Origin of the sequence: Streptomyces sp. OfavH-34-F, assembly GCF_022347745.1 — a bacterium.
Taxonomy (GTDB): Bacteria; Actinomycetota; Actinomycetes; order Streptomycetales; family Streptomycetaceae; genus Streptomyces.
In genome coordinates, this window is the sequence record NZ_JAKRGC010000190.1 from 1 (window position 1) to 12092 (window position 12092).

General features: G+C 73.9%; 10 protein-coding genes and 1 pseudogene. 5 read left to right on the forward strand and 6 right to left on the reverse strand.

The features are described from left to right. Window positions 1-2: 2 nt before the first annotated feature. On the forward strand, window positions 3-686 hold the full coding sequence (locus tag MHW47_RS23600) for an N-acetylmannosamine-6-phosphate 2-epimerase (protein WP_239225780.1): 684 nt from the start codon (window positions 3-5) through the stop codon (window positions 684-686). Between the two features lie 62 nt (window positions 687-748). After that, on the forward strand, window positions 749-2212 hold the full coding sequence (locus MHW47_RS23605) for a sialate:H+ symport family MFS transporter (protein WP_239225781.1): 1464 nt from the start codon (window positions 749-751) through the stop codon (window positions 2210-2212). Window positions 2213-2224: 12 nt separating this feature from the next. On the opposite strand, the gene MHW47_RS23610 is transcribed toward MHW47_RS23605, so the two are convergent. From MHW47_RS23610 to MHW47_RS23635, 6 genes are all read right to left on the reverse strand, one after another. Continuing rightward, complete coding sequence (locus MHW47_RS23610; RefSeq protein ID WP_239225782.1) at window positions 2225-3451, reverse strand: acetyl-CoA C-acetyltransferase; 1227 nt, start codon at window positions 3449-3451, stop codon at window positions 2225-2227. Window positions 3452-3594: 143 nt separating this feature from the next. Then, entirely contained in the window at window positions 3595-5796 is a 2202-nt protein-coding gene (locus MHW47_RS23615; RefSeq protein ID WP_239225783.1) for a radical SAM protein, read from the reverse strand. Beyond that, window positions 5793-7166, reverse strand: a complete 1374-nt coding sequence (locus tag MHW47_RS23620; RefSeq protein WP_239225784.1) for an MFS transporter — start codon at window positions 7164-7166, stop codon at window positions 5793-5795. Before MHW47_RS23620 ends, MHW47_RS23615 begins: the two co-directional genes overlap by 4 nt. Before the next feature lie 27 nt (window positions 7167-7193). Further along, a complete protein-coding gene (locus MHW47_RS23625; RefSeq protein WP_239225785.1) occupies window positions 7194-7787 on the reverse strand; it encodes a flavoprotein in 594 nt (197 codons plus the stop codon). Then, window positions 7787-9151, reverse strand: a complete 1365-nt coding sequence (locus tag MHW47_RS23630) for a radical SAM protein (RefSeq protein ID WP_239225786.1) — start codon at window positions 9149-9151, stop codon at window positions 7787-7789. The genes MHW47_RS23625 and MHW47_RS23630 overlap by 1 nt, the downstream gene beginning before the upstream one ends. Before the next feature lie 87 nt (window positions 9152-9238). Then, the gene (locus tag MHW47_RS23635) at window positions 9239-9445 is read right to left on the reverse strand and encodes an aroma-sacti cluster domain-containing protein (RefSeq protein WP_239225787.1); all 207 of its coding nucleotides are present in this window, start codon (window positions 9443-9445) and stop codon (window positions 9239-9241) included. A 221-nt stretch (window positions 9446-9666) separates the two neighbouring features. On the opposite strand from MHW47_RS23635, the pseudogene MHW47_RS36150 reads away from it, so the two are divergent. The 3 genes and pseudogenes from MHW47_RS36150 to MHW47_RS35970 form a co-directional block, all read left to right on the forward strand. Further along, window positions 9667-9810: pseudogene (locus MHW47_RS36150) on the forward strand (helix-turn-helix transcriptional regulator); the annotation flags it as partial. A gap of 6 nt (window positions 9811-9816) precedes the next feature. After that, window positions 9817-10194 (forward strand): aroma-sacti cluster domain-containing protein, encoded by a 378-nt coding sequence (locus tag MHW47_RS23640; protein WP_239225788.1) that lies wholly within the window; start codon window positions 9817-9819, stop codon window positions 10192-10194. After that, the coding region (locus tag MHW47_RS35970) for an AAA family ATPase (RefSeq protein WP_308381694.1) at window positions 10191-12092 on the forward strand (1902 nt) is incomplete at its 3' end. The genes MHW47_RS23640 and MHW47_RS35970, both read left to right, overlap by 4 nt.

Consider the following 12092-nt stretch of genomic DNA (forward strand, 5'->3'; position numbering starts at 1 on the left):
CGATGAGCACCCACGGAGAACTGGCCGCCGCCCTGCGGGGCACCCTGATCGTGTCCTGCCAGGCACCCCCCGGCGACCCGATGCGGGACACCGCCACCCTGGTGCGCCTGGCCCGGTCCGCCGCGGCCGGGGGCGGCGCGGCGATCCGCGCCAACGAGCCGGAGGTCGTCGCCGCGATCACCGCCGCCGTGGACCTGCCGGTCATCGGGCTGTGGAAGGACGGGGACACCGGGGTGTACATCACCCCGACCGTCCGGCACGCCCTCGCGGTCGCCGGGGCCGGCGCGGCCGTCGTCGCGGCGGACGCCACCGACCGGCCCCGCCCGGACGGCTCCACCTTCGCCGAACTGGTCGAGGCGGTGCACGCGGCCGGCGCCCTCGTCATGGCCGACGTCTCCACCCTCGCCGAGGGCGTCACCGCCGCCGGGCTCGGCGCGGACTTCGTCTCCACCACCCTGTCCGGCTACGTGCCCGGGCAGCCGAAGCAGACCGGGCCCGATCTGAACCTGGTCGCGGCGCTCGCCGCCGCGACCGGCGTCCCGGTCGTCGCCGAAGGCCGGATCAACACCCCCGAGGACGCGGCCGAGGCCCTGGCGCGCGGCGCGCACAGCGTCGTCGTCGGCACCGCCATCACCGCGCCCACCGCGCTGACCGCCCGCTTCGTGGCCGGCATCACACGGCGCTGACCTGCCCTTTTTCGCGGGACGGCTGTTCAAAGGTGAGCGCCGTCCCGCATTCTGGAGCCACCGTGCACACCACACCCCCCACGCTCCCCTGGTACCGGCAGGTGAGCCGCGCCCAGTGGAAGTCGTTCTTCGCCGCCTGGATCGGCTATGTCCTCGACGGCTTCGACTTCGTGCTGATCACCCTCGTCCTGACCGAGATCGGCGACGACTTCGGGCTGAGCACGGTGCAGGCGGCGAGCCTGGTCTCCGGCGCCTTCATCACCCGCTGGCTCGGCGGCGCCCTGCTCGGCGCCCTCGGCGACCGCTACGGCCGCAAGCCGGCCATGGTGGCGAGCATCCTGCTGTACTCGCTGGGCACCTTCGCCTGCGGGTTCGCCTGGAACTACCACAGCCTGTTCGCCGCCCGGCTGGCCATCGGCATGGGCATGGCCGGCGAGTACAGCGCCGGCTCCACGTACGTCATGGAGAGCTGGCCGCCCGGCCTGCGCAACCGGGCCAGCGGCTTCCTGATCTCCGGCTTCTCCCTGGGCTCGGTGCTGGCCGCCCAGGTCTACGACTGGGTGGTGCCCGCGCTCGGCTGGCGCTGGATGTTCTACCTGGGCCTGGTCCCGATCGTCGTCGCGCTGTGGATGCGCCGGGCACTGCCCGAGGCGCAGGAGTGGACGGAGTCCGCCGCGGACGGGGGCGCGCGGCCCAACCCGTTCCGGCCGCTGTTCGCGACCCCGCGCCGGGCGGCCGTCAACACCGCGCTGGCGGCCCTCGCCACGCTCGCGCTGTTCCTCGTCTTCACTCCGGGCGGCGCCGGCGCGGTGCCGGTCCTGGCGGTGGTCGCCGGGGTCTCGCTCGCCGCGCTCGCGGTCCAGCTGGGCGGGCGGCGCGGCTGGGTGCTGTACCTGTCGATGATCGTGACGCTGTTCTTCGCGTTCCTCTACTCCTGGCCGATCCAGGCGCTGCTGCCGACGTACCTCAAGACGGAGCTGGGCTACACGACGGGCCAGGTCACCGACGTCCTGTACTTCGCGGGCTTCGGCACCATGGCCGGCTGCTGGGCGGCCGGCTTCCTCGGCGACCGGATCGGTACCCGGAAGGCGTACGCGCTGACGCTGCTGGCCTCGCTCGCCTTCGTCTACCCGGTCTTCGCGGTACGGGACGACCTGCTGCTGCTCGGCGCCCTGCTCTTCCTGCTCCAGGCGACGAGCTTCGGCATCTCCGGGCTGCTCCCCCGCTACATCGGCGGCCACTTCCCCACCGCCTCCCGGGGCGCGGCGCTCGGCTTCACCTACAACGTGGGCGCGCTCGGCGGGGCGGTCGCCCCGGTCCTCGGCGCGCGGCTGGCGTCCGGGATGAGCCTGGGCGGGGCGCTGGCGGTGCTGACCTTCGCGGGCACGGTGATCGTGGTCCTGCTGATCGGCCTGGACGTGCCGGCCCGGCTGAACCGGCTGACCGACCCGGGCGCGGAGGCCGACCACCTGGCGCGGCCGGTGTCCCCGGCGGGGGACGCCCCGGCGGTACCCGTGGAGCGGTGACGGCGGCGGGCGTCAGGGCGCGATGCGTTCGAAGACGGCCGCGAGGCCCTGGCCGCCGCCGATGCACATGGTCTCCAGGCCGTAGCGGGCCTCGCGGCGGTGCAGTTCGCGGGTGAGGGTGGCGAGGATGCGGGCGCCGGTGGCGCCGACCGGGTGGCCCAGCGAGACGCCGGAGCCGTTCACGTTGATCCGCTGCTCGTGGTCCTTCTCGCCGAGGCCGAGTTCGCGGGTGCAGGCCAGGACCTGGGCGGCGAACGCCTCGTTCAGCTCGATCAGGTCCAGGTCGCCGAGCGTGAGCCCGGCGCGGGCGAGCGCGGCGCGGGTGGCGGGGACGGGGCCCAGGCCCATGGTGGCGGCGGGCACCCCGGCGCGGGCGAAGGAGACCAGCCGGACCAGCGGGGTGAGGCCGAGGCGTTCGGCGGTGGCGGCGCTGGTCACCAGGCAGGCGGCCGCCGCGTCGTTCTGGCCGCTGGCGTTGCCGGCGGTGACGGTGGCCTCCGGGTCGGACTTGAGCAGGACGGGGCGGAGCGCGGCGAGCTGTTCGGCGGTGGTGTCGGGGCGGGGGTGCTCGTCGGCGGTGACGACACTCTCACCCTTCCGCGTGGTCACGGTGACGGGCACGGTCTCCTTCTCGTACCGGCCCTCGGCGGCGGCGAGGCCCGCCCGGCGCTGGGAGCGCAGGGCGAGCGCGTCCTGGTCCGCCCGGCTGATCCCGTAGGCGCGGCGCAGGTTCTCGGCGGTCTCGATCATGCCGCCGGGGACGGGGTGGTGGACGCCGCCCGCGGTGACCCGGCCGCGGGCGAGCGCGTCGTGGAGCTGGAGGCCGGGGCCCTTGATGCCCCAGCGCCCGTCGTGCGTGTAGTACGGGGCCGCGCTCATCACGTCCACGCCGCCCGCGACGACGACCTCGCTGAAGCCGGCCGTGATCTGCATGGCCGCGTCCAGGACGGCCTGGAGGCCGGAGCCGCAGCGGCGGTCGGTCTGGAGGCCGGTGACCGTCTGGGGCAGCCCGGCGTCCAGGGCGGCGACCCGGCCGATGGCGGGGGCCTCCGCCGAGGGGTAGGAGTGGCCGAGGATCACCTCGTCCACCCGGTCGGGGTCGATGCCGGTGCGGGCGACGACCTCGGCGATGACGCGGGCGGCCAGGGCGGCCGGCCTCTCCCCGGCGAACACCCCGCCGAAGCGGCCGATGGGGGTGCGCAGGGGTTCGCAGATGACGACATCGCGGGCGTCGGGCACGGCAGGACCTTCCGGGGCGGGGGCGGTGGACAGGGTTCCGGCTCGACCCTCGCACCCGGTGGCCGAGCCGGTCCAATACCGAGTTTCCCCGGGTCCGAGACCCCTCGCGTCTCAATCGGCCCGCCCGGCCGCCCCGGACGGTCTCAGGCGCGGGCCCGGGTGGCCAGCATCAGGCGCAGCGCGCGGGTCATCGCGTTGTCGGTGGTGAAGTCCACCCCGGCGGGCACCTCGACCAGCTCGCCGTGGGTGAGGACGAGGACCCCGCAGGAGCCGGGGCGCGCCGATCCGGTCCCGTCGAGCCATTCCCCGAAGCCGGCGGAGGTGGTGTCCAGGTGCTGCCGGCTGCGCCGGACGACCTGGGCCATCAGGTCGTCGATGCCGGTCAGGCCCTCGACGGAGGCGAACGGCACGGTGACGACGGGCTCCTCGACGAGGCGGACGCGGGGCTCCTCCCGGGGGGCGGCGCCCTCGGGGGTCTCGGGCAGCAGGTCCCGGCCGAAGCGGGCGAAGTAGAGCAGGGTGTGCGCGGAGTCGATGCCGCCGAGGAAGGGCCGGTCGAAGTCGGTCTTGCGGGTGCCGGCGAAGTACTCGCGGGGGATGCGGGGGTCGTCGGCGGCCGGCCAGTGCTCCTCGCCGGTGCGGCGGTCGCGCCAGGGCAGGTAGCGGCGGATGTCGTCGGAGGCGGAGGTCGGCAGGACGTCGATGCCGAAGCGGTCGGGGTCCTTGGCGACGATGGAGCCGGGGGTCAGCGCGAACACGCCGATGCCGGAGGTCGTCCACAGCTTCTCGTGCCGGTGGAGGAACTCGTAGGTCGCCCTCGCCTCCTCGCCGGTCTCGGTGGGGAAGCCGGTGAAGCCCATCATCTGGGCGGCGATGCCGTTGCGCGCCAGCTCCGCGAGGACGTCGGGGACCGCCTCGATCTTGACGCCCTTGTCGATGAGGTCGAGGACCCGCTGGGTGCCGGACTCGTAGCCGAAGGAGACCGCGACGCAGCCGGAGGCGGCGAGAACCTCGCCCGCGGAGCGCTTGGGGAGGGTCCGTTCCAGGCGCAGTTCGGCGGACCAGCGCAGGTCGAGGGAGGACTCGGCGAGGGCGGCGGCGAGGGTGCGCAGGTAGCGGGGGGACATGGCGTCCACCGCGAAGTAGACGGTCCTGGCGTAGCGGCTCGCCTCGCGCAGGTCCTCCAGGACGGCGTCGACGGGGCGTTCGCGCGAGGGCGAGGTCGGCCGGTCGGTGTTCAGGCCGTAGTCGCAGAAGGTGCACTTGTTCCAGTAGCAGCCGCGGGTCGGGCTGTAGAGGAGCACCGGTTCGGGGGCCCAGTAGCGGTCCCATTCCCAGACGTCGTACGCCGGGGAGGCGAGCGTGGCCACGCTGCCGTACGCGATCTCCGGGTCCGGCCGCTCGCGGGTCATGACCCCGCCGACGGCCTCGAAGGCGGCGTCGCCCCGGGTCGCGCCGTTGCCGACGGCGTCGAGGATGCCGATGAGGGCGGTCTCGCCCTCGCCGGGGACGATGAGGTCGGCGTCCTGGAAGACCGGCCAGGCGGCCGCGGGCTCGGGGGCGTACTTGACGACGTCGCCGACCTCGGTGCCGCCGAAGACGATCACCGTGTCCGGGAGGACGGTGCGGATCAGCCGGGCCATGCGGAGGGCGACGGGCAGCTGGCTGGTGTAGTTGACGGAGAGTCCGACCACGGCCCAGGGGCGTTCGCGCAGTTTCGGGACGAACACGTCGGCGAAGTAGCCCTCGAAGGGGCGGGCCACGGCCGCCGGGACCGCCGGGTCGGACAGGTCCTTGGTGCTGCACAGGTTGACGGCGGCCTTCACCCGCATGGAGAAGCCGTCCGCGGTGCCGGGCGGCATGTCCAGGGCGATCAGCTGCCACCAGCGGGTCATCACCGCGACCGCCTGGGCGTAGGTCGGGGGGTGGTAGAAGTGCTCGGGGTCCTGGAAGACGGCGATCGCGTCGCGCGCCGAGGTGGCGGTCAGGCCCTCGGCCGCCAGCGCCTGCCGGTAGCGGATCTCGTCGTGGCGGCGGGGGGCCGCGGACCTGGCCTCGATCTCGGCGCGCAGGGCGCGGGCGGCGTCGAGCGTGGCGCCGAAGCGGGCGGGGTCGGCGAGATGGGTGAAGGCGTCGAGGTTGGCGTCCACGCAGGCGTACTCGGTGTGGCCGGCCGCCCGGGCGGCGCCCACCAGGTACGGGATCGAGTGGTAGGCGGTGGTGGGGTCGGTCACCGGCGGGTTGACCAGCAGGTACGCGGTGTCGCCGGTGCCCCGGCCCGGCCGCGGGCCGCGGTCGGGTTCGCCCTCGAACCGCGGCATGCCCAGCGGGACGAACACGCTCATCGCTGTGACTCCTGACTGTTGTCCTGCCGTGGGTGCGCGGAGCGGGCGGCCGGTACGCCGGGCGCGGGCCCGGCCGGGGAGCCGGCCGGTACGAGGTCGGGCGGGGTGTACTCGGTGTCGGCGCGGTGGTCGCGGAAGACGCGCTGGGTGAGGGCGCCGAGGACGGTGAGGGCGATGGCGCCGCCGGCCACCGGGAAGAAGGGGGCCGCGCCCAGGTGGCGCACCCCGAAGCCGGCCACCGCGACGGAGACCGGGAAGGTGCCCATGACGGCCAGCATGACCAGGCTCATGACCCGGCCGATGAGCGCGGGCGGCGCCCAGACCTGGAGCATCGTGACGACGACGATGTTCTGCCAGCCGCTGGCCAGTGCGTAGACGCAGACGCAGACCGCGGCCCCGGCCAGGCCGCCGGCGTACGGGACGGCGCTCAGGGCGATGCCCATGACGACGGCGAGCGCGGCGAAGAGGTAGGCGGGCGACCGCACGGGGCGGCTGCGGGCGGCGACCAGGGAGCCGGCCAGGCCGCCCAGGCTCAGGCAGGTCAGCAGGACGCCGTAGCCGGTGACGCCCATGTCCTGGTGGGCGAGTTCGGGCAGGGCCACCTCGATGGTGCCGCTGAACGCCAGGTTGCAGACCAGGGCGACGACCAGGACGACGTGCAGCAGCCGTCCGTGGCGCAGGAGTTCGCGGAAGGTCGTCCGGCGGGCGGTGGCTTCGCCCGGGGCGGCCCCGTCCCGGGCGGCGCCGTCCGCCTCGGCGTCCGCGCCGGTGCGTATCCGGGCGAGGACCAGTGCCGACACGAGGAAGGACGCGGCGTCGACCGTGAGCGCGGGGCCCGCGTCGAAGGCGGCCACCAGGGCGCCGCCCGCGGTGGGGCCGAGGAGGCCGCCGACCTGGTTGACCATGGTCGACAGGGCGTTGCCCCGGCCGAGGTCCTCCTTGCGCAGCAGGGCCGGCAGGAGGGTGTACGAGGCGGGGATGAACATGCCGGAGCAGGCGCCCAGGACCACGGCGATGGGGGCGAGTTGGCCGAGGGTCGGGGTTCCGGTGGAGGCGAGGACGGCGAGGGTGCCGACGGCGGCGGCCCGGACCAGGTCGGCCATCAGCATGACCCGCCGGCCGCCGATCCGGTCGGCCACCACGCCGCCCAGCGGGATGGTGACGACGCGGGGGATGCCGTAGCAGGCGAGGACCGTGCCGAGCAGGACGGGGCCGCCGTCGCCGGAGAGGATCAGCCAGGGCAGGGCGACGGCGTAGCAGTAGTCGCCGACCGTGGAGGAGAGCTGGCCGGCGAGCAGCAGCCGGAAGCCGCGCACCGACAGGGGTCCGCCCGTCAGGGCCGTACGGAGTCGCTGTCCGGCTGCTGGCACGTCTTCTCCTTCTGCTGGGTCGGGTGCTCAGCCGCCGAGCGGGTCGACCGGCATGGCCAGGAACTCGCCGATCACCGTGGCCACGGTGGTGGGCGGGGGCAGCCCGAGGTTCTTGCGCACCTCGCCCGCGGCGATCTGCCAGGCGGGCGCGGGGACCGGGTCGATGACCGCGTGACCGTCCGCGCGCAGCCGCTCGACGTTGCGGCGGACGGCGGGGCGCTCCCACATCAGGCTGTTCATGCTGGGGAAGAACACCACCGGGCGTTCGTGGGCGAGCAGGGCGGAGCTGAGCAGTCCGGAGGCGAGTCCGTTGGCGGCCTGGCCGAGCATGTTGGCGGTGGCGGGCAGCACGACGAACCGTTCCGCCCAGACGGCCGGGGCGACATGACCGGTGGTCAGTTCGTCCTCCCCGTCGCAGTACACGTCGCGGCACAGCAGCCGCATGGTCGAGGCGGGGATGAGCGCGGCGGCGGACCGGGTCATGATCATGCGGATCTCGACGCCGGGTCCGAGGCCGGTGCGCAGGGCCATGAGGTACTGGGGCACCGCGAGCACGTTGCCGGAGCCGCAGACGCCGATGAGCAGCCGGCGCGGGGTCTCCGGGCCGGCCGGCGCCGCCATCACCGGGCTCCGGCGGGCTCACTGGCCACGTGCAGTCCGCACTCGGCGGCGACGAGGTCGAACCGGTCCTGGACGTTGTACTTGTAGGAGGGGCAGGGCGGGTGGCCCTCCTGCCAGGCCTTGGGGCAGGAGCCGCCGCAGGTGGGCATGAAGACGCAGCCCTTGCACCAGGTGGTGCCCGCGGCGATCTCGTCGTTCCAGCCGTCGAAGGGGCCCAGCGGCCGGAGGGGTTCGGTGCCCGCCCGGTCGATGTGCGTCAGCGCGAGGGTGCGCTCGGCCTCGGGGACGAGGGGGTACTCGCTGCACGAGAAGATGCTGCCGGTGCTGCTGATGATCTCGGAGGAGCGGGTCGTGGCGGGGCAGAGGACCTTGTGCACGGTGGCCGGCAGCAGCTGGCTGTGCAGCCCGTGCGCGGTGAGCAGCGCGAGCCAGCCCGCCTCGCGTTCGGCGAACGTCTGCTTGGACACCTCGATCGCCGATACGTCGTTTCCCCAGGAGTGCACGGGATGGATCGAGAAGGAGACGCGCGGGTGGCTGAATCCCAGCTCCGCCATCAGCTCGATATAACGCGGCACGGCGTCCTGGTTGTGCACGTCGACATTCGTCCGGAAAGTGAAATGGGCGGCGCCAAGATCCGTTTCGTCGAGCACGGAACGCACCGCGCGCACGATGTTCCAGAAAGATCCGCGACCGCTTTTCAGGGGCCGGTGTTCATTGTGTATGTCCGGCGGTCCGTCGATCGTGATCTCGAAATGGGTGACACCACAGGAACGGATGAGCGTGTTGATTTTCCTGGTGGTCAGGAGGGAGCCGTTGGTGACGATCACCGAGGAGTAGGCGACCCCGCGCTCGGCGGCGGCGGCCACGAACCGCGGGGCCAGGTCGCGGATGACCGCGTAGCCCATCATCGGTTCGGCGCCGAACCAGTCGATACGGGCGCTGCGGGTCTCCGGCGCGGTCACGGCGCGCAGGACCCGGTCGCGGACCCGGCTGCGGTGGGTGTGGGAGAGGCCGCCCCGGGTGTGCTCCTGGCCGCAGTAGGCGCAGCCCATGTTGCAGTAGGAGGTCGGCAGCAGGGCGATGTGCACCGCCGCGCGGTCGGCGGAGGCCTGCCGGTTGCGGTCGAGCACGGCGGTCAGCTCGTCCTCGCCGGCCGGGACGAGCAGCTGGGCCGCGCGCAGCACGCCGGTCCAGGCGGGGGTGATCGCGGCGGCGTCACCGGCCTCCAGGGCCCGGGCGGTGGGCAGGTCCAGGGCGACGGTGCTCGCGGTGCGGGTGCTGTAGGCGAGCCGTACCGGGACGCCGCCGGCGTCGGCGTACGCGCGGTCGCTCAGCACCAGGTATCTGCTGACTTGGTCCATCATCACGCTCCCACTGGTGGTCCGGGCGCACGGCGGTGCGGTGCGCGGCGGGTCCGGCGGCCGGTGCCGCCGGACCCGCCGAGGCTGGAATCAGCAGAGGACGTTGACCTGGTTGGCGTCGATCACCTGGCTCTGGCCCTCGACCGCACCCGACACGGCGTTGAGCCGGGCCTGGATCGAGCCGAGGACCGCGACCTCGTCCGGGCTGAGGCTGTTGAAGACCTCGCGCTCGGAGTCCGACAGCAGGTCGACCTGGGTACCGGCACTGCGCAGCGCGTCCAGGGGTGCTTGCGACATGGGTCACTCCTTCAGGGAGACGGTCACGGGCTGGTGCAACGGCAAGGCTGCTCCGGCGCTGCCCGACTTCATATCCCTCGATCGACTATGAATCCGGTGCGCCTGTGGTCGCCCTCAAGGCGTTCTTGTCCGGAACATGACCCCCCGCTACTCTGACATCCGGGAGTGCGGAACTCGTCTGCCGGCCCGCGCTTCGTTCATTGAAATGAGGGGTAAAGGGTTTGACCAGGCGTGAGATTCTTATCGCTTCGCTCGTGGCCGCCGGCTCCTCGAACCGGGATATCGCCGAAGCGCTCTGCATCAGCCCGCACACGGTGGCGGCACACTTATGCAACATGTTACGAAGAACCGGCGCCTCCAACCGTACGGAAATGATTGCGCGACTGTACGCCCAGGGCGTTCTCGTCCAGGGAAGCTGGCCTCCGCTGCCCGCCGTCGAGCGGAAGGGGCAGGAGGCCCCCGAGTCCGTCGGCGCACTCGCGGGCGCGGCGGTCGCGGAACGCTCGATCGGCCCGGCCGGCGTGACCATCGACTGGCCGCACTACGGGAACGAGGTACCGGTAGCCATGACCTTCGACGCTCTGCACGCCCTTCGTGAGGCCGGGCATCCGGTGGACCTGCTGGCGGTGGAGCAGCGGTCGGTGCTCTCCGCCCTCAGCGAGCAGGAGGTCCGGGTCCTCAACTCCGTGAAGGAGCGGCTGGAAGCGGTCTCCGGTGAGGTGGAGGGACAGGACCTCAAGCTCCTGTGAACGGCGCGGCGCGGTGCGGTTCCTGCCGTGCCGCAGTGCCGGACGGGGCCCGGTTCTGCCCGGTGTGCGGCACCCCGCTCGTCACGGGAACGCCGTCGTCGGACAGCCGCAGAATCGTCACGGCACTCTTCATCGACCTCGTCGGCTCCACCGTGCTCGCCGAGACCCTGGACCCGGAGGCGCTGCGGCGCACGATGGACCGGTACTACACGGCGTGCACCACCGCCGTGACCGAACACGGCGGCGTGGTCGAGAAGTTCATCGGGGACGCCGTCATGGCGGTGTTCGGGGCGTTCGTCACGCACGAGGACGACGCCCTGCACGCGGTCCGGGCGGCGTGCGCCGTACGGGAGGCCGTGACGGCGATCGGGACCGGGGTCGCAGGGTCCGCCGGCGGGGCCCGCCTGGACACGCACTGCGGGATCGCCTCGGGCGAGGCCGTGGTGGCGGGGGTGCTGGGCGGCGCGGCCCGGGTGGTCGGCGACGTCGTGCACACCGCGGCCCGGCTCCAGTCGCACGCCGCGCCGCACGAGATCCTGGTGAGCGACGAGACGGCCCGGCTGGTCGGCGCCCATGTCCGCATGGAGGCCGTGCCCCCGCTGCGGGTGAAGGGCAAACGCGAGCCGGTGTGCGCCCGGCGGGTCCTCTCGCTCCTGGACGGCACGAACCGGCAGGACCTGGTGCCGCTGGTCGGCCGCGTCGCCGAACTGGACGCCCTGGCCTACGAGTTCCGGGCCGCCGACCGGGAGCGCCGCGGCCGGCTGGTCACGGTCGGCGGGGCGCCGGGCGTCGGGAAGTCCCGCCTGGTGCGGGAGTTCCTGGCCGGGTACGGCGGGGACCGGGGGGCCGTGGTGCTGCGGGCCGTCTGCCCGCCGTACGGGGCCGGGCAGGCCCACCGCCCGCTGGCCGACGCGGTCTGGACGCTGCCCGGGGGCTGGGAGGAGGCGAAGGCCGCGCTGGAGGCGCTGCGGCCGAGCGCGGACCGGGCCGTGACGGCGCTCGCTGTCGCCCTGGGCCTGTGCGCCGAGAGCGGGCTGCCGGTGAGCGTCAACGAGATCGGCTGGGCGTTCCGGCGGCTGCTGGAGGCGCTGGGCCGGGGTCGCGGGGCGCCGGTGGTGCTGGTCGTGGAGGACTTCCAGTGGGCGCAGCCGACCCTCGCGGACCTGGTCGTGGAGCTGGCCGGGGCGACGCGGGACACGGCGCTGCTGGTGCTGTGCGTGGCCCGCTCCGAGACGGTACCGCCCGCCGCCGGTCGCGCGCTGCGGCTGGGCCCGCTGTCCCGCGCCGAGACCGAGCGCCTGGTGGGGCTCCTCACGGACCGGGCGGAGGTCGCCGCGCAGGACGCGGTCGCCACCGCCGACGCGCTGGACCGGGTGGTCCGGGAGTGCGACGGCAACCCGCTCTTCGCCGAACTGCTGCTGGAGCACCTGGCCGGCCGCAGCGCCGTCGACCAGGGCGTCCCCACCTCGATCCGGGTCCTGCTGACCGCCTGGCTGGACCGGCTGCCGGCCACCGACCGGGCCGTGCTGGAGCGCGCGGCGGGGGCGGGCGGCTCGTTCACCGCCGAGGACGTGCGCGCGCTCGCCGGGGACGAACCGGCGCTGGGCGGCGGGGTGCCGGACGAGGCGCTGGCCCGGCTGCTGGACTCCGGGGTGATCCATCCGTCCGGCCCGCCCGGCACCTTCCGGTTCACCCGCGCGCTGGCCCGGGACACGGTGTACGAGATGACGTCCAAGGCGCGGCGGGCGAACTGGCACACCGTGCTCGCGGACCGGATCGAGGGCCGGGGGCCGGGCACCGCCGGTCCGGGCCGGGCCGCCGAGGGGGACGCCGGGCCCGTCCGGCACTCCGGCCCGGACCTGGCCCACCATCTGGAGTCCGCGTACCGGCTGCGGTCG

What these genes read in the sequence shown, in the direction of transcription:
- MHW47_RS23600 (WP_239225780.1), top strand. Translation starts at nt 3, where the DNA reads ATGAGCACCCACGGAGAACTGGCCGCCGCCCTGCGGGGCACCCTGATC.
- MHW47_RS23615 (WP_239225783.1), bottom strand. Translation starts at nt 5,796, where the DNA reads ATGAGCGTGTTCGTCCCGCTGGGCATGCCGCGGTTCGAGGGCGAACCC.
- MHW47_RS23625 (WP_239225785.1), bottom strand. Translation starts at nt 7,787, where the DNA reads ATGGCGGCGCCGGCCGGCCCGGAGACCCCGCGCCGGCTGCTCATCGGC.
- MHW47_RS23630 (WP_239225786.1), bottom strand. Translation starts at nt 9,151, where the DNA reads ATGATGGACCAAGTCAGCAGATACCTGGTGCTGAGCGACCGCGCGTAC.
- MHW47_RS23635 (WP_239225787.1), bottom strand. Translation starts at nt 9,445, where the DNA reads ATGTCGCAAGCACCCCTGGACGCGCTGCGCAGTGCCGGTACCCAGGTC.
- MHW47_RS23640 (WP_239225788.1), top strand. Translation starts at nt 9,817, where the DNA reads ATGATTGCGCGACTGTACGCCCAGGGCGTTCTCGTCCAGGGAAGCTGG.